Here is a 23,233-nt window from a genome sequence, read left to right as displayed (position 1 = left end):
GTGAGTCAGTACGGGCGGATGGCACGCCGGCGCGAGCTGATCGGTTACGGTCTGATCGCGCCGGCGCTCATCCTGTCCATCGGAATCGTCGTCGTCCCGGGCATCTTCACCGTCGTCCTGTCCTTCACCGACTGGAGCGGCATCGGCCCGTCGTACAACTTCATCGGCCTGCAGAACTTCCGCGACATCCTGGCCGACAACGTGTTCGGTACGGCGTTGCTGAACAACATCAAGTGGGTCGTCCTGTTCCTCACGGTGCCGGCCATCATCGGTCTGCTCACCGCGACCCTGCTGCTCCGCCGCCGGAAGATGCGGACGTTCTTCCAGGTGATCTACCTGATGCCGTACGTACTCGCGCCCGTCGTCAACGCGCTGGTCTGGCAGACGATCATCTACAACCCGAACGGCGGCATCTTCGGGTTCTTCGGCCTCCAGCCGCCAACGGCGAGCGTCCGTACCTCCTTGTACGGCGCGGCGATCGTCGACATGTGGCACTACTTCGGCTTCCTCACCGTCGTCTACCTCGGCGCGATGCGGCAGACCCCGATGGACCAGGTCGAAGCCGCCGTCGTCGACGGTGCGGGAAGCTGGAAGGTCTTCCGCCACGTCTATCTGCCCAGCATCCGGCCGACGCTGCTGCTGATGGGCGTGATGACGGTGATCTTCTCGTTCCTCGCCTTCGACTACGTCTACCTGCTCACCCAGGGCGGTCCGGCCCGCTCGAGCGAGGTGATGGGGACGTATGCCTACGCCTTCGCGTTCTCGTCGTTCGAGTTCGGGAAAGCGGCCGCGGTCGGTCTGATCATGAGCTTCTTCGGCCTCATCGCCTCGTGCGTCTACACCTGGCTCAGCCGGCGGGACGTGACCGAATGAGGCGGGCGCTCGGTTACGTCGTACTGGCGTTCTTCGCGGCGGTGGCGCTGATTCCGCTACTGCTGGTGCTGATCAACAGCTTCAAGACCAACCCGGAGATTCTGTCCAATCCGTTCAAACCGCCGTCGTCGTTCAGCTTCGGGAACTTCTCCACCGCTTGGAACTACGGGCAGTTCACCAAGGGGTTTCTGAACAGCATCTTGCTCACCGGCACGGCTGTGCTCGTCGTGCTGATCGCGTCGTCGCTTGCCGGATATGTGCTGGCCGGGCGCCGGGTGCGGACGTCGTCGGCGATCATGACCTATCTGACGATGGCGATGACCGTTCCGATTCAGCTGTTCATCTTTCCGCTGTACGCCGGGGTCGCCTCGCTCAATCTGACCGACAATGTGGCGGTCGTGGGCGTGATCCTTGCCGCGGTCAACATTCCGTTCGCGACCTTCCTGATGCGGACCTTCTTCCTCAACGTCCCCGCGGAGATCGAGGAAGCGGCGCTGGCCGATGGCGTCAGTACGTTCGGACTGCTGCGGTGGATCCTGTTTCCCATTGTCCGGCCGGGGCTCATCACCGTCGGCGTGATCGTCGGCCTGAACGCGTGGAACGAGTTCCTGCTGTCCTCGACGTTCCTGCAGAACCCGGAGGACCAGACACTCACCCTCGGCTACCTGACCATGAACGGCACGTTCTCCACCGACATGGGCACGATGATGGCGGGTGCGCTCATCCTGATCGTCCCGATTCTGGGCGCGTTCATCGCCCTCCAGCGGTACGTCGTGGACGGTATGGCGAGTGGCGCGGTGAAGGGATGAACACCGCTTGGGCAGAGAAGGTCTATGCCGGTGTCCTCGGGAAGTTCATCGGGGTGTACCTCGGCCGTCCGGTCGAGGGATGGCCGTACGACGACATCCAGCAGCGCTTCGGGCTGGTCGATCGGTACGTCGCACCGGAACTCGGGCTGCCGATCGTGGTCGCGGACGACGACATCTCCGGCACTTTCACCTTCGCCCGGGTCGTCGAGGACGCAGTGAAGGTCGAGGCCGCCGACGTCGGGCGGACCTGGCTGAACTACGTCATCGAGGACCGCACGATCCTCTGGTGGGGCGGGTACGGACGCTCCACCGAGCACACGGCGTACCTGAACCTCCGCCGCGGCATCCCGGCGCCGGGCAGCGGCTCGATCGCTGTCAACGGGTCCACCCTCGCGGAACAGATCGGCGCGCAGATCTTCTCCGACGCGTTCGCCATGATGCACCCCGGCGATCCTTCCGCCGCCGTCGCTTTGACCCGCGCGGCCGCCAGCGTCAGCCACGACGGCGTCGCCCTCGAATGCGCCGGCTTCCTGGCTGCCATGCGCGCTGCCGCTTTCGACACCCGCGAACTCGAGTCGCTCATCGACCTCGGCCGCAAGTACGTCGACGACGTACGCCTCGTGTCGCTCATCGACAACGTGGTCGAACGGGTCGACAGCGGCTCGGATTGGCGAGAGGTCCGCGACTGGGTGGACCGTCATTACGGCTATGCGCTTTATCCCGGCCCGTGCCACGCCCTCTCGAACCTCGCCATGTCCCTGGCAGCCCTCCGACTTGGCGGCGACGACTTCACCCGCGCGGTCGCCGTCGCCTCCTCAGTCGGCTTCGACACCGACAGCAACGCCGGCACGGTCGGCTGCCTCAACGGAATCCGCCTCGGCCTGGCCGCCATTCCCCAACGACTCCGGGATCCAATCGCCGACCGCGCCATCGTCGTCAGCGCCGACGGCGGCGAGACCGTGACCGACGCGGCACGGGAGGCCTGGCGCATCGTCGCCTCCGCCGATCGCCTGGCCGGCCGCGCGCCGGCTCCGAGGCGTCCTCGCTTCGACTTCGAGTTTCCTGGCTCGACGCATGGCTGGACCAGTTGCCCTTATCAGCCAGGTGGTATCTCGACCACAACCTTCCTCGACCCCGCCGAGACAGTCACGAACTTCTCGACCGTGGCGAGCCCGACCCTGTACTCGACGCAAACGGTTCACGTCCGGCTGAACTCCGAAGCTCCCGCCGACGTCGCGCCGTACGCCGTCTACAGCACGGGCGGGGGTGTGCACGTCGAACGGGGCGAGGCGATGGCGGTGGACGGCGCCGGGGAGATTGCGTGGGAGATCCCGACGGTTGGCAATGCGGTGCCGTTCCGGCTCGGCCTCGAGTTGTCCGGCGCCGCCGTACGGATCACCGCGGTGGACTGGATCGGCGCGCCTCGGTGCTGGGGGCAGTCGGGGGTTCTGCTGTCTTCCATCTGGGATACCAAGCCTGTGGCGCTGGCGCCTTGGGTGAGTTCGGCGAAGAACTTCGAGGCGGATTTTGCAACCACCTTCTCGGTTTCCCATCCGGACGAGCTGGGCGTTGTCACCACCGGGACTCGAGACTGGCTCGACTACAGCATCCGTTCGACCCTGGTCTTCTCACTGCATGAAGCCGGCGGTCTCGTCGTACGTGCTCGTGGACACCGGAGATTCATCGCAGCGATCTTCCGAGCGGCCGGTGTCGAGCTGATCGAACAGCGTGATGCCGACCGGATCGTGCTCGCGCGTCGTGATTTCGCCTACGAACTGGACCGGCGGTACGACGTCGCCTTGTCTGCTGTCGGCCGTCGGCTGGAACTCGAGATCGACGGCCACACAGTCCTCACCGCCACCACCTCACAGCTCGCCGGCGGAGGCGCCGGCTTCCTGATCGAGACCGGAACCCTGTCGGCCGACGGCGTCGAAATCCGTACCAACTGACCTACGAGGAAAGAGAAACCTATGCCCGGCACCTGGACCAGCTTCCCCGTCAACACCAGTCCGAAGGAGGGATACGCCAACCCGGTTCATTACGTCGACGTGACGCCCCAGCTTCGCGACGCGGCTCGCGGCGACCACGGCGACGGCGTACTGCATATCTTCCTTCCGCACACGACAGCGACCCTGATCTTCAACTCGGGCGTGGACGGTACGACGCTGCAGGACATCCGCATCTTCATCGAGGAGCAGGTCCCGACCGACCGCCCCTTCGTGCACCTGCACGACGGACCGCAGGACGCGGCCGCCCACGTCCGTTGCGTCTTCGGCGTCCAGTCGCTGCAGCTGCCTGTCGTCGGCGGCGAGCTCGGCATCGGCCACAGCCAGGGCGTGTACCTCCTCGAGCTGGACGGGCCGCGCGATCGCACCGTCCAGTACGCGTTGCAGACATTCTGATGGGCACAAGAATCGGCGTCGTCGCCGGGCTCACGGTGGATCACCTGGTGATGGTCGGCCACGAGCCGAGGTTCAACGAGCTCGGCGGTCCGGGGCTGTACGCGACCCTCGGCGCGCGGCTCGTGGACGGCGTCGTACCGGTGCTCGCGACCGCGTTGCCCGATGACGACGACCGCTTCCGCTCGACCTTCAACCGGCTGGGCGTCGACGTCAGCTTCGCGACTTCCGTCGGCACGATCGAGAAGGTCTGGATTCTCAACTCACCTGAAGGACGTCGAATCGTCAGCACAGCCGGCGAAACCGAGCTCGGAGCTGGCGACACCTTCGCGGCTCCGGAGCCGGTGCCGGCTCCGGAGTTCCTTCGTGGACTCGACGGCCTGCTGCGCTCTTCGCCGTACGACGGACTGGCCGCCGATACGATCGTGGGCGTCGACCCGCACCAGGTCCTAATGAAGCGGGAAGGAATCGCCTACCTTCGGCGGGTCCTTCCTGTTGGTGGGATCCTGCTGCCCAGTCGCGTGCAGCTGCGGTTGCTTGGCGATGATCCTCGTACGGCGGCCGCGCGGCTTGCGGCCGAGTTCGACTGCGCTGTGATCGCACGCCTCGATGTTGACGGCATGTACGTCGTACATCGGGGACGTGCATGGCATGTCGTCGACGACGCCGTGCGGGTCGAGGAGACCACGGGTGCCGGGGACGCGAGCGCGGGCGCGATCGTCGCGGCGCTTGCCATCGGCACCGATCTCGCGACCGCCGCTCTCTTCGGCGCGAGCGTCGCTCGGATCGCGTTGTCCACTTGGGGATCCGCTGGTCTCGTCAGCGGCGAGCCCTTCGACCATCCACTCGACCACATCCACGCCAAACAGGAGGTTGTGCCATGAGCATCACCGCCCGGCTGACGGCCGCCCTCGACACCATCGCTGATGTTCAGCCGATGGTCGCGTCACCGCTCCCGCAAGGTGCTGTCTTCGTCGGCTCTGGCGACTCACTTTCCTCGGCTCTGCTCGCGACGTCGTACGGGCATCGGGCGATGTCGTCCGGGGACATCACCTGGATGGGTGCCCTTCCGGCCGCCACAGACGCGGTCGTCGGGATCTCGCACTCCGGCACTTCGGGCGCGACCGTGCAGGCGCTTCGTATCGCGCGCGCGGCTGGTGCTCGGGTGGCGGCGATCACGTCCAACCCGGATTCGCCGCTGGCGGCCGAGGCGGACGAATTGCAGCTGGTGCCGAGTCTCGGGATCGACGAGGAGATTCCGGTCGGCGGTCATCTCATGCTCGGCCTCGGCGTCGCGGCTGTCTGCGGGCAGGACACCACGGGTGCGGCTCGTCAGCTGGCGAAGGTCCTCAGCGACGTCGACGCGTCCGTCGAGGAGGCGATCGGGCAGCTGCCTGGCGCCGCTCCGACTGGGATCTCCGTCCTCACTTTGCCGGACCTGCGCGGTGCTGGGGACTTCTTCATGCTCAAGCTGATCGAGGCGACCGGTGTGTCGGTACGCACGGTCGCGCTCGAGGAGTCGGGGCACGTCGACTACTTCATCGGGCCGCAGCCGCACGTCGTACTGCAGCTCATCGGCGGGGCGGGGCAGCAGCGGTTCGACCGCCTCCAGCAGGCGCTCGAGCACGCTGGGCAGACGGTGCTGCAGATCCAGATCGGCTCAGCCGACGGTCTTCTGCGTGAACTCAGCGGCGCGGTGTTCGCCAGCCTGTTCGCCGGTGGCGCCGCCAAGCGCTGGGGCCGCCCGCCGTTCCGCGGTGGCGCCGTCAACATGGACGCCAGCCACATCAAGCTCGACGGCTGGGCGGTCTCGACGCCGGACAAGTGATATCAATGTTATGACCTCAAAACGTACGGGAAACGGGTGGAAACATGGCTGTCACGTCGGATACGCATCCGCTCCGCGTGATGGCTACCCCGGTGAACCGGAAGCTCCCGCTGCCGGCCTGGGCTCAGGTCGAACGCGACCTCCGCGCCCTCATCGAGCAGGAACTCGAGATCGGCAGCCAGCTGCCGACCGAGAAAGAGATCGCCCAGATCTACGACGTCAGCCGCATCACCGTGCGGCAGGCCCTCGCCTCGCTCGCCGACGAGGGGTACGTCGAGCGCAAGCAGGGTGCGGGCACCTTCGTCGCCGACAGGCCCCGTCAGGTTCAGCATGACTTCGGATTGACCACTCCCTGGCGGGACAGGTTCCGTCAGGCCGGCAAAGACGCCGAGTCGATCCACCTCACCGCCGCGGCGGTCGAGGACGAGCCGTACGAGCTTGCGCGGGCACTCACGCCCGAAGAGCGGGAGATGCCACGCCTCCACCTCAAGCGGCTCCACGTCGTCAACCACAAGCCGATCGGTGTCACCGACTCGTGGCTGGCGGGCGCCTCCGCCGACGCGCTGCGCGGGACGACTCTCGTCGACGGTTCCGTCTCCAAGAGCCTCGACGAGCACGGCATCTTCGAGACCACCGTCGACCACATCCTCGAGGTCCGCTCGGTCAATTCGGTGGAAGCGGTCCTGCTCGAGGCCGCGAACGATTCCCAGGTCTTCCTCGACTGGTCGATCAGCAGATCCGGCCCGACCCTGATCCAGACCTCCCGGACCGTCTGGCTGGGAGCCCGGGTCCGCTTCCATTACTCGAGCAACCTGGGGTAGTCCGCCGGCGTGTTCGATGTTCGTCGAACAGGTGTCGTAGAGTTGCTCTATGCCCATCGAACAGCGTCGGGGTGTCGTGGTACTGGCGTTGATCGCTGCCTTCATGGTGTTCGTCGACGGCACGATCGTGAACCTCACCCTCGACCAGCTCACAATTCACCTGCACGCGACTCGCTCCGAACTGGAGTGGGCGCTCAACGCATACACGCTGTCCTTCGCCGCCGTGATGCTCGGCGCCGGCGCGATCACGGACGCCCTCGGCGCTCGCCGTACCTTTGTCGCCGGCCTGCTGATCTTCACCGCATCGTCGGCGGTGTGCGCGGTGGCCGGCTCGATGCTGGTGCTCAACCTTGCCCGGCTGGTGCAAGGTGCGGGAGCCGCACTTTTGTTGCCCAGTGCATTGGTGTTGGCGACTGCGTCGGCCGCGGATGAGCGGTCGCGGCATCGCCTGGTCGCGTGGTGGGCTGCCGCGGGCGGTGTCGGGATGGCCGCCGGTCCGCTGCTGGGCGGAGCATTGGTGACGGTCGCGGACTGGCGGGCCGTCTTCGCAGTCAACGTGGTCGTCGGTATCCCGGCCGTGGTCTGGACTCTTCGCTCGATGCCAGCGGTCGGGCGACGCGCCCGACGGCTCGATTTCGGTGGCATGGCCACGGCGACCGTGCTGATCGCCGGGCTGGTCTTCGCGCTGATCGAGGCGCCGAGCGTGGGATGGCTGAGGCCGGCTGTGGTTTCGGCCGTCGTACTCGCTCTCGCCGGCCTCGTCGGGTTCGTGTGGATCGAACGGTCCGTTCAAGCCCCGCTGCTGCCGATCGGTGCCTACGGCAACCGTGCGTTCACCGGGTCGGCCCTGCAAGGAGCCTTGTTCAATTTCGCCTTCTACGGCGTGCTGTTCGCGATGAGCCTGATGCTCCAGCAAGGCCGCGGGCTCAGAGCACTCACCAGCGGCCTACTCTTCCTGCCCCTGACCGGCCTGATCTCGATCGGCACCCTCTGCTCCGCACCCCTAGCCCACCGCCTCGGCCGTCCCGCCGTACTCGCCATCGGCCAAACCATCCTGACGCTCTCCCTCGTCGCCGTGGCTTTCGTCAGCACCGCACACGCCCTCTGGCCCCTGATCGTCACCCTCATCCCCGCGGGCTTCAGCTCCGGCCTGCTCGTCCCCACCATGACCTCCCAAACCCTCGCCACCGTCGACCCCACCCTCCACGGCGCCGCCTCAGCCGCCTTCAACACCACCCGCCAACTAGGCGCCGCCATAGGCGTCTCCACCTTCGGCCCCCTCCTCGGCACCACCCACGCCCTAAAGACCGGCTTCACCACCTGCGTCCTAGTAGCCGCCACAGCCGTCGCAATCACCTTGCTATTAACCGCCCTAACGCAACGACGCGCTGTAACTGCTGTGGTTACGTGATGACGGGCTGGTTCAGTTGGGGGTGTTATCGGGCTCGTGGGCTGGGTGGTGGGGGTGGAGGGAGCCGGCGTGGGCTTTGGCGGTGGGGTCTTTGCGGGTTTTGAGGAGGCTGGCGATGACTACGACGGCGAGGATGGTGATGATGACGGTGAGGCTGAGGGAGGTGGGGACCTCGGGGATGCGGTCGTCGATGTCGACGTGGGCCCAGTGCAGGATCAGCTTGACGCCGATGAAGGCGAGGATGACGGCGAGGCCGGCGGAGAGGTAGACGAGCCGGTCGAGCAGGCCCTTGACCAGGAAGAACAGGGCGCGCAGGCCCAGCAGGGCGAAGGCGTTCGCGGCGAAGACGATGAACGCTTCCTCGGTGACGCCGAAGACCGCGGGGATGGAGTCCAGCGCGAAGAGCAGGTCGACCCCGCCGATCGCGACCAGTACGACGAACAGCGGCGTGACGACGCTGCGACCGTCGATCCGGGCGAGGAGTTTGCCGCCGACGTAGTCGTCGCTGACCGGGAGCACCCGCCGGGCCGTCTTCACGATCACGTTGTCCTCGACGTCCGGGTCCTCGTTGCGATGCCGGAACAGCTGCACCGCGGTGTACAGCAGCAGCAACCCGAACAGCAAGAACATGAACGAGAACAGCGACAGCAACGTCGCCCCGAGCGCGATGAAGATCGCCCGCATGACCAGCGCCAGCACGATCCCGAAGGTCAGCACCTTGTGCTGATGCTCCTCCGGTACGGCGAACGTGGTCATGATGATGACGAACACGAACAGGTTGTCGACCGACAGGCTCTTCTCGACGATGTAGCCGGCGAAGTACTCCGCGCCGAACGAGCCGCCGTACGCCGACATGAACCACAGGCCGAACGCGATCGCCACCAGCACGTAGAAAATCGACCACGCGGCCGCTTCCTTGAACCCGACGCGATGCGGACGGACCGCGGCGATCACCAGGTCCACAGCCAGCAGTACGACGATCAGGCCGATCGTGACGGCCCAGGTCAGGCCACTGATCTCGAGCACTCGTCCTCCGGTTGTTGAGGGCAACCATCTGGGCAACCAACTGTCACCAACCCTACCTATGCCTACGAGAAGATCGACGGTCGCTGGCTGATCGTCGAACACCACTTATCCGCCGCCCCAGCCTGAGTCCGCGAGCAGCGCGACATGTAGCGAAACGCGGATGTCCGGGTCGTCGAGGCTGACGCCGAGGAGGCGCTCGGCCTTGGCGATCCGGTCGTAGAAGGCGGGTCTGGACAGATGCAGGCTCGCCGCAGCTTCGGACTTGCTGACCGGGTGCAGGAGCAGCGCCCGTACGGCCTCGACCAGCTCGTCGTACTCCTTCAAAGCGTCCAACTCGCGAGAGACGAACAACCGCAGCCGTTCGTCGTCGGCGAGCATCGTCAACAATCCCCGCAGATGAACGTCTTCCAGCCGATGGACGACCTGGCCGGTCGCCCCGGAACGAAGGGAGTCAACGACATGTTGCGCTTCCTTCAGCGTCCGGTCGATCTCGCCTGGCCGCCCGGCGGGTCGGCCAGCGCCGGCGACGATCGGGTGCCGCCGGGCGACCCGGTTCGCCAGCTCGTTCACGATCCGGTCCGCATTCGCCGACGCGGCCAACGAGAGCAGCACGCGTACGTCGCTGTCCACCTCGCAGACCAATGCCGGCGCCTTGAGGTCGTACGCCGTACGCACGGCGGACTCCACCAGCGACGTATCAGGGACCTGCGGGCGCAACGTCAGGCCGACGAACTGGCGCTTGGCCACCGGCAACCCGGTGAGCTCGCAGCGGCGCAGGACATCGGCATCGGTCGGGTCGGTCAGCAACCCGAGCAGGAGTTCATGGTGAACGCGACGCACGAGACTGTCGCGATCCCGGTCGTGCAGGCGATGCATGGCCAGCGCGGCCGCCGCCCGTTCGGCCACCGCGATCAAGCGCGGTGACGGTCGCTCCGGAGCCTGTACGACGAGCCGGCCCCAACCCCGGTCACGTTTGCCCAGTTGGGTGACGAGCCAGCCGTTCTGTTCGTCCCACCCGGTTCGCCCGTCCATCCGGAGGCCGCGAGACCGAGCCGGCCAGTCAGCGAGGAACTCAGCGATGTCCGCGGGACCGGTGCGGTAGTCGAGGACCTGATGCTGGTCACTCTCCAGTACGACGGCCGCGCCCGCGAGCCGCTGAGTGGCTTCGAGGATCTCGCGTGGTCCGGCCTCGGCGATGCTGAGCTCGGTGAAGGTCTCGTGCACTCGATGTGTTTCGCGCAACTCCTCCACCTGGTCGTTGACGATGCGTTCGCCCACGACTTGGGTGATTGCCGCGAAGCGCACTTCGTGGGTCAACGCGACCAGCGGCAGTTCGAGCTCCGCGCAGGCATCGACCAGCGCGGTTGGCACCTGATGCCAGCGCCGGCCGAGTTCGATCACGAGGCCGGCGGCGTCGCTCTCGCTGAGGCTGACGGCGTACTCGCGTAATCCTTCGGCCGTGTCCGGGAGGGCGATACCCGTGCTGAGCAGCAGGTCGCGGCCGCGCAGCAGCGGGGCGATCTCGGCGAGCTCGGCGGAGTGCACCCACCGGACCTCGCCATCGAGACCAGCCGAACCGGCGAGCAGCTGGGGACCAGCGCCACGGACGACCGGCAGCTCGAGCACCTGCCTGACGGTGAGGATAGCCATCCGTGCTCCTTCCCGACAGATCGTCGGCTGACAACCCGAAATCCTACAGTCTGTCGGCGTTGCGCGCGGCCGCGCCCGGTCACCATGGAGGCTCGACGCGACCGAAGGAGCGCCAGCATGACCACGACGATCACGCATTGGGCCGGCGGGACCGAGTTCGACGGCACCTCGGGCCTGTGGGCCGATGTCACCAATCCAGCCACCGGGCAGGTGTCCGGTCGCGTCGCGCTGGCCAGTGCGCGCGATGCCGAGTACGTCATCGGCGACGCCAAGTTGGCCTCCACCGCATGGGCCGAGACGTCGCTGGCGCGGCGTAGCCAGGTCGTGTTCGCGTTTCGTGAGCTGCTCAATGCCCGGAAGGAGGAGCTCGCCCGGCTGATCACCGCCGAGCACGGCAAGGTGCTGTCGGATGCGCTGGGCGAGGTCTCCCGTGGGCAGGAGGTGGTCGAGTTCGCCTGCGGCATCCCGCATCTGCTCAAGGGCGGACACTCCGGCAACGCGTCGACCGGAGTGGATGTCCACTCCCGGCGTGATCCGCTCGGCGTGGTCGGGATCATCAGCCCGTTCAACTTCCCGGCGATGGTGCCGATGTGGTTCTTCCCGATCGCGATCGCGGCCGGCAATGCCGTCGTACTGAAGCCGAGTGAGAAGGATCCGTCGGCGTCGCTGTGGATCGCGAACCTGTGGAAGGAGGCCGGTCTCCCGGACGGCGTGTTCAACGTGCTGCAGGGGGACAAGACCGCGGTCGACGCGCTGCTGCAGAGCCCGGATGTCGCCGCGATCAGCTTCGTCGGTTCGACGCCGATCGCGAAGTACGTCTACGAGGAAGCGAGCCGGAACGGCAAGCGGGTGCAGGCTTTGGGTGGCGCGAAGAACCACATGGTCGTCCTGCCCGACGCGGATCTGGATCTGGCCGCGGACGCCGCCGTCAACGCCGGCTACGGGAGTGCCGGCGAGCGGTGCATGGCGATCAGCGTGCTGGTCGCGGTCGAACCGGTCGCCGACGACCTCGTCGCCCGAATCGCCGAGCGCACCAGGACTTTGCGCGTTGGTGCCGGTTCAGGTGATGCCGACATGGGACCGCTGGTGACCAAGGCGCATCGCGACCGGGTGGCGGGCTTCGTCGACTCGGGCGAAGCGGCCGGTGCCAAGCTCGTCATCGACGGCCGGGACGTCACAGCCTCCGGTGATGGCTTCTGGTTGGGTCCGACGCTGTTCGACAACGTGACGCCGGAGATGGAGATCTACCGCGAGGAGATCTTCGGGCCGGTGCTCTCGGTGGTCCGCGTCTCGTCGTACGACGAAGCCGTCGCGCTGGTGAACTCCAATGCCTACGGCAACGGTACTGCGATCTTCACCAACGACGGCGGGGCCGCCCGCCGGTTCGAGAACGACGTCCAGGTCGGGATGATCGGGGTGAACGTGCCGATTCCGGTGCCGGTCGCCTACTACTCGTTCGGCGGCTGGAAGCAGTCGCTGTTCGGCGACACGCATGCGCACGGTACCGAGGGCGTGCACTTCTTCACCCGCGCGAAGGTGGTCACGTCGCGCTGGATCAACCCGGCTGCTCGTCCCGAGGGCGGCCTCGAGCTGGGGTTCCCGCAAAATGTCTGACCGTACGTACGACCTCGACCGCAAGCACGTCTTCCACTCCTGGTCCGCGCAGGCCCAGTTGGACCCGCTGGTGATCACCAAGGCCGCGGGATCCTACGTCTGGGACGGGCAAGGGAATCGCCTGCTGGACTTCAGTTCCCAGCTCGTCTACACCAACCTCGGTCATCAGCATCCCCGGATCGTGAAGGCGATCCAGGAGCAGGCGGCGACGCTCTGCACGGTCGCGCCGTCGTACGCGAACGCCGCCCGGTCCGAGGCCGCCCGGCTGATCGCGTCACACACGCCGGGCGACCTCGACCGGATCTTCTTCACCAACGGCGGTGCCGACGCCAACGAGCATGCGATCCGGATGGCCCGGCTGCACACCGGCCGGCCCAAGGTGCTGTCGACGTACCGCTCGTACCACGGCGGGACGCAGCTGGCCGTCAACGTCACCGGCGATCCGCGCCGTTGGCCCAACGACAACGGATCCACCGGCACAGTGCACTTCTTCGGGCCGTTCCTCTACCGCAGCGCGTTCTCGGCGACCACCGAGGAGGAAGAGTGCGAGCGCGCCCTGGCGCATCTCGAGCAGGTCATCGTGCTAGAGGGCGCGACGACGATCGCTGCCGTCGTCCTCGAGTCGATTCCTGGTACAGCCGGCATCATGATCCCGCCACCCGGCTATCTGCGCGGCGTCCGGGAGCTCTGCGACCGGCACGGCATCATGCTCATCGCCGATGAGGTGATGGCCGGCTTCGGTCGCGCCGGCCGCTGGTTCGCCATCGAGTACGGCGACGTCGTGCCTGACCTGCTCACCTTCGCCAAGGGGGTCAACTCCGGCTACGTGCCGCTGGGCGGTGTCGCTCTCTCGGACGCCATCTACCAAACCTTTGCCGAGCGCCCCTATCCCGGCGGCCTCACCTACTCTGGCCATCCGCTGGCGTGTGCGGCCGCGGTGGCGACGATCGAGACGATGGAGGACGAGGACGTGGTCGGCCAGGCCGCGGCGCTGGGCACTGATGTGCTCGGTCCCGGGCTGCGCGAGTTGGCCGAGCGGCATGAGTGGATCGGCGAAGTGCGTGGTGTCGGGGCGTTCTGGGCGCTGGAGCTCGTCCGTGACCGCCAGAGTCGTGAGCAACTGGCGCCGTACGGCGGATCCAGTCCCGAGATGGCGGCAATCGTTGCCGCGTGCAACCGCCGGGGATTGTTGCCGATGGCCAACTTCAACCGGATTCACGTCGTACCGCCGTTGACGATTTCCGCCGCTGAGGCGCGGGAGGGGCTGGAGATCCTCGACCAGGCGCTGACGGAGGCTTGTACCGCCTGAGTGGTTTCGGACAGCGGCGGCACGCACTGAGCGGCGGCCGCCACTTGAAGTGAACAATTGATTTGCTAGCGGTGAGTAGTTGTGCGGTTCGCCTTGGCACTCCATACTCTTGTCACCGCCGTCGGCGGTGGGGGAATTATCGATCTGGGGTAATGGGGGGCTTCGTGCCATGCATGTCTTGAAATCGCTTCGCGCTGCGCTGGTGACGGCTGTCGCCGGCACAGCTCTTGTGGCGGTCCCGGCGACGACGGCGAATGCCGCGCCGCCGACGAGTGCGATCGAGGTCAGCTCGACCACGCTGCACCCGGGGGACACGCTCACCGTCACGCAGACTGTCTACAACACCGCATCATTCACGATCACCGGGGCGAAGGGCGGTCTGTACGCCCAGGGGTTGCCGCTGACCGACTTCGTTGACCTGGTGTCGTGCACGGGCGCGATCATCTGTTACCCGTTCGACGGACATTACCGAGCCGACTTCGGCGACCTGCCGGGCGGTGAAAGCCGGATGGCGGTGTTCACGTTCAAGGTCAGAGACGACGCCCCGGGTTCGTACACGCTGCGCCACCAGCTCGTCGGGGACAACTACTCCTTCGACGCCCTGACCGGTCCGGTCATCACGATCGTTCCGAACAGTGCTGATGTCGGCGTGTCCCTGAACGCGGTGGCACAGGGTCTGCTCAGATCGCGGATCACTTACACGATCACCGTGACGAACAACGGGCCGGCCGACGCCACGGGCATCCGGGTGACCACCGCCTACCCAGCCGGAATGTCGTACGCCGGATCGTCGAACTGCGCACGCGTCGGAACAACCAGGACGGTCAACTGCGACGTCGCATCGCTCGCGAGCGGCGCCAGTACGACGCGATCGTTCTCGGCCGACGCGGGTCTGCTCACGCTCGGATCGTTCACCGCGACGGCGCAGCGTACGGCGAGCTCGCCGAGCGACCCGAACGCGGCGAACGACGCCGCCAGCCGGAGCTGCACCGCACTCACCAGCCTGCTGGTCAGGTGCTGACGCTGAACTGACGGACTACTCCGGCCGACGGCCGCGGGACTCGGACCCGCGGCCGTCGGTCTTTTCACGTCCATGCCTTGCATCGAGGGGTGGCCGGGGTTTACGGTCCAGCTTAACGTTTAAGTGAGCGTTACTGAGCACTGAATCTGAACTTGGAGCAGATATGATCAGTCGTAGGCGGTTCTTGCAGGTGTCCGGTGCGGCGATCGCCGGGTCCGCGCTGGCGGCCTGCGGTGACGGCGGCGCGGCGAACGGTGGGGCGAAGGCGTCCAGCGAGCTGACGTTGCCGACGTACAAGCCCTTCGAAGGACTCCGGCCGGAGCTGGCGGGCGCGGAGTCCGGCCTCGAGCCCGGGTTCCTGCGGTTCCCGGCGGATGCGATCTCGAGTGTGAAGGCGCCGCCGCTGAAGAACGCGGTGAGCGCGCTGACCGAGACGTTCGCGACACCTCCGCCGCCGATGGGCAGCAACCCCATGTGGCAGTCGCTGAACCAGGCGCTCGGCGCCGAGCTGCGACTCACCATCGGGACCGACCCGGGCTATCCGGAGAAGTTCGCGACCCTGCTGGCCAGCGACTCGCTGCCGGACCTGATGTGGCTGCCGCCGAACCAGGGCATCCCGAACATCGGGCCGATGCTGGAGGCGAAGTTCCAGGACCTGACCAAGTACCTGTCGGGTGACGCCGTACTGGAGTATCCGAACCTCGCGGCGCTGAAACCGGCGTCGTGGCGGACCGCGGTGGTGAACGGCAAGATCTGGGGAGCGCCGATCCCGTCGACGCCGTTCGGCCAGGTGATGATGGGCAACCCGCGGACCTGGCAGAAGGTCGGCGGCCTGCAGTGCGCCACCGCCGACGAGTTCTTTGCCAAGTGCAAGGAACTCACCAACGGCACGAACTACGCGCTCGAGCCGGCCATCATCAACATGCTGCACATGTTCGGCGAATGGTTCGGTGCGCCGAACGGGTGGCGGGTGAACCAGGACCGCTCGCTCACGCACCTCTACGAGACCGAGAACTACCGGGCCGCGGTCGAGTACGCCGCCAAGCTGTGGGCGGCCAAGGTGTTCTACCCCGACCTCAACCTCGCTGACGCCACCCCGAAGACCGTGAACGGCCAGATCGCCGCCCAGGTCGTGGTCGGCCCGCGCGCGACGGCCGACTTCCGGGCGCTGGACCCGACGCTGTTCGTCGACACGCTGATCCCGTTCGGCCACGACGGCAAGGCGAAGCCGGTCTACGACATGGGCTACGGCACGGTCGGGTTCACGCCGTTCAAGAAGACCGACGAGGGCCGGATCCGCGAGTTGCTCGCGCTGATGGACTACTTGTCGGCGCCGTTCGGCACGAAGGAGTACCTGGTCAAGAACTTCGGCGTCGAAGGGCAGCAGTACGAATTGGACGCTGCCAAGAACCCGGTGCTGACCAAGGCCGGTCAGCAGCAGGCGCCTGGTCTGGTCAGTGCGTTGCAGATCATGACCTCGCCGGAGAGTGTCATCTTCAACCCGGCGTTCCCCGAGGACACCAAGAAGATCTACGCCACCGAGCAGAAGCTGCTCGAGCACGCGATGCGCAACCCGACCGCCGGGACGTACTCCGACACCTCGAGCAAGGTCGGGCCGAAGCTGACCGCGGCGTTCCGCGACACGATCGTCGACATCGTCACCGGCCGGCAGAAGATCACGGCGTACGACGAAGCCCTCAAGCGCTGGAAGAGCGGCGGGGGCGACAAGATGCGTGGCGAGTTCGAGGCTGTGCTGCCCGCCAGCGTGCCGGTGTCCTGAATGCTTCAGAAAGTCGCTGTCAGGCCGAAGACTGGTCTGCCGTTCAGGGTGAGATGGCGGCGGGATTGGCAGATGGTGCTACTGATGGTGCCGGGAGTGCTTTTTCTACTGGTGTTCTTCTACTTACCGGTGTTGGGGAACGTGGTCGCGTTCCAGGACTTCCAGCCGTATCTGGGCATCATGCACAGCGAGTGGAACGGGCTGCAGAACTTTGTCAGCCTGTACGACAACCCGGACTTCTGGGACGCGTTGCGGAACACGTTGCTGCTGGCCGCCGTACAGTTGCTGCTGTTCTTCCCGGTGCCGCTCGCGCTCGCGCTGATCGTGGATTCCCTGGTCAGCAACCGGCTTCGGCGCTGGTTCCAGACGATTGCGTACCTGCCGCATTTCCTGTCCTGGGTGCTGGTGGTCACGCTGTTCCAGCAGTCGCTCGGCGGGGCCGGGTTCGTCAACAACCTGCTGCGGCAGGCCGGGCTCGACCCGATTCCGTTCATGACGAACCCGGACACCTTCCCGCTGCTGGTGGTCGCGCAGCTGATCTGGAAGGACGCCGGCTGGGCGATGATCATCTTCCTCGCCGCGCTCACGACTGTGGATGTGTCTTTGTATGAGGCCGCCGCGGCCGACGGAGCGGGTCGGTGGCGACGGCTCTGGCACATCACGCTGCCGTCGCTGCGGACCGTCATCGTGCTGCTGCTGATCCTCCGGATCGGGGACATCCTCAGCGTCGGGTTCGAGCAGTTCATCCTGCAACGCGACTCGGTCGGCCCGGGCGCGGCTGAAGTCCTGGACACCTTTACGTACTACGCGGGTGTCGTCGGCGGCGATTGGAGCAGCGGGGCCGCGGCCGGGCTGGCGAAGGGTGTGGTTGGGGCGCTGCTGCTGTGGGGTGCGAATTCGCTGGCTCATCGGCTGGGTGAGCCGGGGATCTTCCAGAGACGGGGCGTTTCGTGAGGCCTATCTGGAAAGAGCGGCCGTCCTTTGGGTATCAGTCGGTCAAGGCTGTCGTCCTCGGTGGGTTCGCGCTGGTGATCGTCGTACCGATCATGGTGGTGATCTCGACGTCGCTGGCCAGCGATCAGGACATCATCGATGCGGGTGGGTATGTGCTGTGGCCGTCGCATCCGACGGTGAAGGCGTATCAGACGTTGTTCAGCGGCGGTTTGATGGGCCGGGCGATTCTGGTCAGCGTCTTCGTGACCGTTGTCGGTACGGCGATCGCGCTGGCGGTGACGATCGCGTTGGCCTATGCGACGTCGCGGCCGGTGTTGTTCGGGCGGCCGGTGCTGCTGATGGTGTTGTTCACGTTGCTGTTCGCGCCGGGGATCATCCCCATGTTCCTGGTGGTGAAGCAGCTCGGGCTGATCGACAGCTTGTGGTCGCTGATTCTTCCGGGGGCGCTCGGGGCGTTCAATTTCGTCGTACTGCGGACGTTCTTCATGAATGTGCCGGCGGAGTTGCTGGAGAGTGCGCGGATCGACGGGGCGAGTGACATCACCATCCTGCGGCGGGTCGTGATGCCGTTGTCGAAGGCGGTGATCGCGGTGGTCGGGCTGTTCTACGCGGTCGGGTTCTGGAACGCGTTCTTCAACGCCCTGCTGTATTTGAACGACACGTCGAAGTGGCCGGTGCAGGTGATTCTGCGGACCTATGTGCTGCAGGGGAAGTCGCTGTCCGCGGATCAGCTCGGGGTGGAACCGCTGCCGCAGCCGCAATCGCTGCAGATGGCGGTCGTGGTGGTCGCGCTGGTGCCGATCGCGCTGGTGTACCCATTCCTGCAGCGCCACTTCACCAAGGGCGTCATCACCGGAGCCGTCAAGGGGTGATCTGCGAGAATCGGCGTTATGACCGGGCAGACCCAGGACCGTCCGACTCTCAGGATGGTCGCGAAGGAGGCGGGCGTCTCCGTCGCGACTGTGTCCTACGTGCTGTCGGGCCGGCATCGGAGCCACACCATCAAGGACTCGACCGCGGACCGGGTCCGCGAGGCTGCTTCGCGGCTCGGGTACCGCCGCAACGACGCGGCCCGCGCGATCCGCACCGGCAAGTCGGACCTGGTCCTGCTGTCGCTCAGCGTGCTGGCCGACCCCTGGTCGCAAGCAGTCGCGGCAACGGTCAGTACGGCGGTCAGCCCGCTCGGCAAGACGGCGTTGATCGTTGCCGACGGCGACTGGCGGACGGTGCTGTCGAACCGGACGCCGGACGTGATCTTCATCGACAGCGTCAGCCCGGAGCCCTCGCTTGTGGCCGAACTGGAGGCATTTGCGGCCCAGGGTGTGCAGATCGTGGCGTTCAGCGAGACCTTGGAGCCGCGTGGGTTCGACGTGATCCGGTCGGGTGCCGAGCCGCGGTGTCACTTGGCGGTGGAGCATCTGCTCGAGCATCATTCTCGCGTTGGCGCGCTGACGTCCTCGACCTCTGGGTTTGCCCGGTACGACGCATACGTGAACACGATGCGGGCGGCGGGGCGGCCGATTCTGGAGTCCGATATCGAGATCTTCGAGCGGCATCCCGAAGGGGCTTACCGGGCCGCGATGGCGTTGCTGTCCAAGCCCGACCGTCCGACCGCGATTTACTGTACGACGGACTTCGCCGCGATCGCCGCCGTACGGGCCGCGCATCGGCTGCGTCTCGACGTACCGGGGGATGTGGCTGTGGTCGGGGTGGGGAACACGCCGGAGGGTGAGCATCTGGATCCGTCGCTGTCGACTGTCGGGCCGGTCGGCTTCAACGAGGCGCTGGCGCGGATCATCGTCGGGCGGCTGACCGATCGCGAGGGTGCGCCTGGCGAAGTCTTCGACTTCCCGTGGCAGCTGATCGTGCGGGAGTCGTCGCGTGCTTGACGGCTGGGAGCCGGTGAATATCGGGGAGTCCGACACTTCGGTTTACAGGCGTGGTGGTCTGTTCGCCAAGACGTGCGGGGTGGATGGTGTTCCTTCGTTACTTGCCGAGCGGGACCGTGTGCTGTGGTTGTCGTCGACTGGGTTGCCTGGAGCAACGGTTAAGGACTGGGCGGAGACCTCGGCCGGCGCTGTACTGATCACTACTGCGGTGCCAGGTGTCGCGGGGAACTCGCTGCCGGAATCCGTTCGTGTGAAGGCGATGGAGAGCCTCGGGCGGACGTTGCGTGAGTTGCATTCGTTGCCTTCGTGCCCGTTCGAGCGACCGTTGGCGTCGGTGATCGCCGAGGCGGAGGACGTCGTACGACGTGGCGCGGTGAACCCTGACTTCCTCACCGACGAATGGCGCGCGGTCGAGCCTGCGGAGCTGCTGGCGCGAGTCGTTGCCGAGAGCTCCTATATCTCGGCGGTGCAGGAGCTCGTGGTCTGCCACGGCGACGCGTGCCTGCCCAACATCTTCTTCGATCCGGAAACGCTGGAGGTCACGGGCATGATCGACCTCGGCCGACTGGGCATCGCCGACCGCTACTCCGACCTCGCCCTCACCATCACCCAACTCGACGACGAGTGGTCCGCCGACGCCACCCCATTCCTCACCGCCTACGGCCTGCCTAATCCCGACCAGCGCCGCCTGGAGTTCTACCGTCTGCTGGACCCACTCACCTGGGGCTGACGTTCTGCCGTCTGTTGGGTCCGCTTACTTGGGGCTGACGTTCGCCGTACTGTGAAGGTGTGCGGGTTGAGGTTGTGGCGTTGATGGTGTCGCCGGTGCACGCGTTCGAGGGGCGGCCGGCGGACGGGCCGCGGGCTGATCCTGACCCGGTGCGGCGGTCCGAGGTGGAGGTGCGCGCGGGGCTTGGGATCGTGGGGGATCGGTACTTCGGGCAGACGGTGCACCGGAACGCGGCGGTGACGTTCATCGATGCGGCGTCGCTCGACGAACTCGCTCAGACGCTCGACCTACCGGCGCCGCCTGATCCGGTGCTCATCCGCCGCAACATCACCCTCCGCGGCTTCCCGATCGACACCCTCGCCGCGCGGCCCGGCCACCCCGGCCGCCGCTTCACCCTCGACACCGGCTCGGGCCCGATCGAGTTCCAGGCCCACCGCCCGGCCAACCCCTGCGCCTGGATGGACGCCGTACTAGCCCCCGGCGCCTTCCAAGCCCTCCGCACCCACGCCGGCATCCGCACCACCCCACTAACCTCCGGCACCCTCCACTTAGGCCCCGCGACCCTCACCCTCCTGGACCCCGACGCCTGACCTGCACGCGCAGGACTCGCGGGGGAACGCGCCGTCTGGTCCCGACTGGCCACGTCCAGGGTGCCCAGCGCATCGCCATTCTTGCGCTGGCGCCGTGTGAACCTGCCGGCGCGATCTGTTGCCAGAGGCAATCAGTTGCAGTTGTCCACAAGACAGTTCGGCTGTGGATAACATTGTGCATCGAAATCCCTTGAAAATAAGGGGAATCGGGTTTGAAAACTGTCGGTGGGCATGCCTATCGTTGACGGCATGGAACTCTTGGGCGGGCGACCGGTGTGGTCGATGAGCGGCAGCGAACTGCTGTCGGGTATCGACACGCTGGACGCCGAGATCGCCCGCCTGCAGACCGACCGGCTGCACCTGGTCGCCCAGGTCGACGAGATCGGGTACGCCGAAGAGCTCGGGGCCCGGGACACGGTCCAGCTGCTGGAGTTCCGGTACCGGATGAACGGTTCCGACGCCCGCCGTGACGTCCGCGTGGCCCGGGCGTTGCCGAGGTACCACGGGGTCTCCGCGGCCCTCGCCGAACACGACAACCTCAGTGACGACAGCCTCGGTGACGACGACGGCGGCCTGGAGGCCGACGCGGCCCTTGCGACTGCCGACACCACCTACACCACCTACACCGCCGACGGTGATGGCGATGGTGAGGGTGTGGAGGGCGGCATGACCAGGAGCACTGCCTGGGTGTTGCGTCCGGCCCAAGCCGAGGCGATCGTGTCGACCCTGGAACGGTTCGCCTCCCGGATCCCGGTCGAGGACCGCGACATCATCGAACAGGAACTGGTCGGCCTGGCCGCGCACCTGTCCCCGCAGGAGCTGCGCAAGGCCGCGACGGAGTCGTGTGAGCTGATCGACGCCGACGGCCCCGAACCGGACGAGGCAAAGGCCTCCGAACGTGAGTCGCTGAAGCTGTCGAAGGCTGACCATGGCGTGAAGTTCAACGGCTTCCTCGCTAACGACAACGCCGAACTGCTGCGTTCGTTGGTCGACGCCGGCGCCAAGCCCCGTAAGACCGTGACGGGTGAGTTCGACCCGCGGCCGCGGGACAAGCGCCAGGCCGACGCCCTATCCGCGGCGTTGTCCATCGCCGCGGCCGCGTCCGACACCGGCTTCCCCACCCGCCGCCCCGGCACCGGCTCGCTCGCGCCCACGGGCACCGGCCCGGCCACGTCCACGGGCACGGACTCGGCCATGCCCACGGGCACGGGTCCCGCCCGCCCCGCCAGCGCCGCGCCCACCGACGGCTCGTCGGCCGACCGCACCTGCGCCGACAACCCCTCGGCCGACCACACGTCCACCGACAACGTGCACACCGGCGACACGTCCTCCGCCACCGGGTTCAGCGATGACATGCTCTTCGGTGCCGGCCGTGCGGACTCCTGCACGACTGCAGCCGAAGGAGACCAGGCGGCCTCGGGCACTGTCACCGACCAGACCGCCACCAGGTTCGCCGACGCCAGCGCCACGACCGGCGAGGCGCCTCTCGCGGCTGGTGCCGCCACAGGTGGTTGGGTGCCCGGGTTCGGTGCGAAGGCGAATATCACCGTCACCATAGACTTCAACGACCTGAAAGCCGCCGCCGCGAACGCGAGCGGACAACTGGTCTACGGCGACAACCTGTCCGCGTCCGCCGTCCGACGCCTCGCCTGCGACGCCAACATCATCCCCCTCGTCCTCGGCTCCAACTCCGAACCGCTGGATGTGGGCCGGTCCGAACGCCTGGTGAACCGGGCGATGCGGCGTGCCCTGAACGCCCGCGACAAGGGCTGCGTCGTCTGCGGTGCCCCGCCGATCTACTGCGACGCCCACCACCTGACCCACTGGATCGACGGCGGCGAAACCCGGGTCGACAACCTGGTCTTGCTCTGCCGCCGGCACCATGTCGACCTTCACCACGGCCACTGGACCATCACCCTCACCAACGGCACCGTCCGCGTCGCCCGCCCCACCTGGGCCGACCCTGCACCGTCCCACCGACTCCGCGAGTACCGACGCCGCCTGTCCGTCAGGACCCGGCAAACCGACCACCCCGAACCTGACTCGCTGCTCCCGGCACAGCCGGACAGAGCAGAACGATCGGACGGTGTCGCGCGGTTGGATAGTGCTGCGCGATCGGACGGTGCCGCGCGGTCGGACGCTGCCGCGCGGAGCGTTCGTGAGGCTGTCGGACTGAGCTTGGGTGAGGCTGCTGGCTTCGACCCGTGGGGTGATTCCGTGGCGTCGGAGACGGATGGTTCCGATCCTGGTGGCGGCGAGCAGGGTTCTCGCTCCACGTGGCGGGCTGACGGCGACTCCATCGAGGAAGCCACGCGCTTCGCGATCTGGGGCAACGATTCCGGTGCTTCGGATGCAAGCATCCTGGATTCGCAAGTGGCCGAACGTCTCGCCGGGCACGCACCCGCTTGTCGTGGCGTGCCATGAGGGTCGGCGCCTGTTGGGTTCGATCGCTGGGAGCAGTCTTGGAAGCTGCCGGGTGCTGTGCGCGATGCTGGCGAGAGGGCTCGGGCGGCTGTGGTGCGTGAGTTC

20 protein-coding genes are annotated in these 23,233 nt (G+C 66.8%); 18 read left to right on the top strand and 2 right to left on the bottom strand.

What is annotated here, in order from left to right:
• Genes EV646_RS29380 through EV646_RS29345 form a run of 8 tightly spaced genes read left to right on the top strand, consistent with a single transcriptional unit; the run spans position 1 to position 8,141 of the window.
• A complete protein-coding gene (locus EV646_RS29380) occupies positions 1–873 on the top strand; it encodes a carbohydrate ABC transporter permease (protein WP_199237259.1) in 873 nt (290 codons plus the stop codon).
• Positions 870–1,682 carry a carbohydrate ABC transporter permease gene (locus tag EV646_RS29375; protein ID WP_132154284.1) on the top strand — a complete coding sequence of 271 codons (813 nt, stop codon included), beginning with the start codon at positions 870–872 and terminating at the stop codon, positions 1,680–1,682. The genes EV646_RS29380 and EV646_RS29375 overlap by 4 nt, the downstream gene beginning before the upstream one ends.
• Positions 1,679–3,631: an ADP-ribosylglycohydrolase family protein gene (locus EV646_RS29370; RefSeq protein WP_132154282.1), complete on the top strand. Its 1,953-nt coding sequence runs from the start codon at positions 1,679–1,681 to the stop codon at positions 3,629–3,631. The genes EV646_RS29375 and EV646_RS29370 overlap by 4 nt, the downstream gene beginning before the upstream one ends.
• A 21-nt stretch (positions 3,632–3,652) precedes the next feature.
• Positions 3,653–4,084: a secondary thiamine-phosphate synthase enzyme YjbQ gene (locus EV646_RS29365; RefSeq protein ID WP_132154280.1), complete on the top strand. Its 432-nt coding sequence runs from the start codon at positions 3,653–3,655 to the stop codon at positions 4,082–4,084.
• Positions 4,084–4,965, top strand: a complete 882-nt coding sequence (locus EV646_RS29360) for a carbohydrate kinase family protein (RefSeq protein ID WP_132154278.1) — start codon at positions 4,084–4,086, stop codon at positions 4,963–4,965. The genes EV646_RS29365 and EV646_RS29360 overlap by 1 nt, the downstream gene beginning before the upstream one ends.
• Complete coding sequence (locus tag EV646_RS29355) at positions 4,962–5,909, top strand: SIS domain-containing protein (RefSeq protein ID WP_132154276.1); 948 nt, start codon at positions 4,962–4,964, stop codon at positions 5,907–5,909. Before EV646_RS29360 ends, EV646_RS29355 begins: the two co-directional genes overlap by 4 nt.
• A gap of 44 nt (positions 5,910–5,953) precedes the next feature.
• Complete coding sequence (locus EV646_RS29350) at positions 5,954–6,730, top strand: GntR family transcriptional regulator (RefSeq protein WP_132154274.1); 777 nt, start codon at positions 5,954–5,956, stop codon at positions 6,728–6,730.
• A gap of 49 nt (positions 6,731–6,779) precedes the next feature.
• Positions 6,780–8,141, top strand: a complete 1,362-nt coding sequence (locus EV646_RS29345; protein WP_132154272.1) for an MFS transporter — start codon at positions 6,780–6,782, stop codon at positions 8,139–8,141.
• Positions 8,142–8,153: 12 nt separating this feature from the next.
• Here EV646_RS29345 and EV646_RS29340 read toward each other — a convergent pair whose 3' ends face one another.
• Both EV646_RS29340 and EV646_RS29335 read right to left on the bottom strand, forming a co-directional pair.
• Positions 8,154–9,167, bottom strand: a complete 1,014-nt coding sequence (locus EV646_RS29340) for a TerC/Alx family metal homeostasis membrane protein (protein ID WP_132154270.1) — start codon at positions 9,165–9,167, stop codon at positions 8,154–8,156.
• Between the two features lie 105 nt (positions 9,168–9,272).
• Positions 9,273–10,817: a PucR family transcriptional regulator gene (locus EV646_RS29335; RefSeq protein WP_132154268.1), complete on the bottom strand. Its 1,545-nt coding sequence runs from the start codon at positions 10,815–10,817 to the stop codon at positions 9,273–9,275.
• A 117-nt stretch (positions 10,818–10,934) separates the two neighbouring features.
• Here EV646_RS29335 and EV646_RS29330 point away from each other — a divergent pair, with 117 nt between their 5' ends.
• The 10 genes from EV646_RS29330 to EV646_RS29285 all read left to right on the top strand — a co-directional run bounded on the left by EV646_RS29330 (position 10,935) and on the right by EV646_RS29285 (position 23,128).
• Positions 10,935–12,431, top strand: coding sequence for a CoA-acylating methylmalonate-semialdehyde dehydrogenase (locus EV646_RS29330; RefSeq protein ID WP_132154266.1), 1,497 nt, complete (start codon positions 10,935–10,937; stop codon positions 12,429–12,431).
• Positions 12,424–13,740 carry an aspartate aminotransferase family protein gene (locus tag EV646_RS29325; protein ID WP_132154264.1) on the top strand — a complete coding sequence of 439 codons (1,317 nt, stop codon included), beginning with the start codon at positions 12,424–12,426 and terminating at the stop codon, positions 13,738–13,740. Before EV646_RS29330 ends, EV646_RS29325 begins: the two co-directional genes overlap by 8 nt.
• A 178-nt stretch (positions 13,741–13,918) precedes the next feature.
• A complete protein-coding gene (locus EV646_RS29320) occupies positions 13,919–14,761 on the top strand; it encodes a DUF11 domain-containing protein (protein WP_199237258.1) in 843 nt (280 codons plus the stop codon).
• Positions 14,762–14,924: 163 nt separating this feature from the next.
• The gene (locus EV646_RS29315; RefSeq protein ID WP_132154260.1) at positions 14,925–16,541 is read left to right on the top strand and encodes a type 2 periplasmic-binding domain-containing protein; all 1,617 of its coding nucleotides are present in this window, start codon (positions 14,925–14,927) and stop codon (positions 16,539–16,541) included.
• Positions 16,542–16,637: 96 nt separating this feature from the next.
• On the top strand, positions 16,638–17,495 hold the full coding sequence (locus EV646_RS29310) for an ABC transporter permease (RefSeq protein WP_241996401.1): 858 nt from the start codon (positions 16,638–16,640) through the stop codon (positions 17,493–17,495).
• Entirely contained in the window at positions 17,492–18,367 is an 876-nt protein-coding gene (locus EV646_RS29305; RefSeq protein ID WP_132154256.1) for a carbohydrate ABC transporter permease, read from the top strand. Before EV646_RS29310 ends, EV646_RS29305 begins: the two co-directional genes overlap by 4 nt.
• Positions 18,368–18,385: 18 nt before the next feature.
• On the top strand, positions 18,386–19,384 hold the full coding sequence (locus tag EV646_RS29300) for a LacI family DNA-binding transcriptional regulator (protein WP_132154254.1): 999 nt from the start codon (positions 18,386–18,388) through the stop codon (positions 19,382–19,384).
• Positions 19,377–20,114 (top strand): aminoglycoside 3'-phosphotransferase, encoded by a 738-nt coding sequence (locus tag EV646_RS29295; RefSeq protein ID WP_132154252.1) that lies wholly within the window; start codon positions 19,377–19,379, stop codon positions 20,112–20,114. The genes EV646_RS29300 and EV646_RS29295 overlap by 8 nt, the downstream gene beginning before the upstream one ends.
• Positions 20,115–20,173: 59 nt before the next feature.
• Positions 20,174–20,704: a molybdenum cofactor biosysynthesis protein gene (locus EV646_RS29290; protein WP_241996400.1), complete on the top strand. Its 531-nt coding sequence runs from the start codon at positions 20,174–20,176 to the stop codon at positions 20,702–20,704.
• 249 nt (positions 20,705–20,953) lie between these two features.
• Positions 20,954–23,128 carry an HNH endonuclease signature motif containing protein gene (locus EV646_RS29285; protein WP_158291040.1) on the top strand — a complete coding sequence of 725 codons (2,175 nt, stop codon included), beginning with the start codon at positions 20,954–20,956 and terminating at the stop codon, positions 23,126–23,128.
• Positions 23,129–23,233 lie beyond the last annotated feature (105 nt).

This window comes from Kribbella antiqua, from assembly GCF_004345665.1.
GTDB classification, from domain to species: Bacteria; Actinomycetota; Actinomycetes; order Propionibacteriales; family Kribbellaceae; genus Kribbella; species Kribbella antiqua.
The sequence above is the reverse complement of the archived record's forward strand: the minus strand, read 5'-3'. Positions and strand labels throughout refer to the sequence as shown.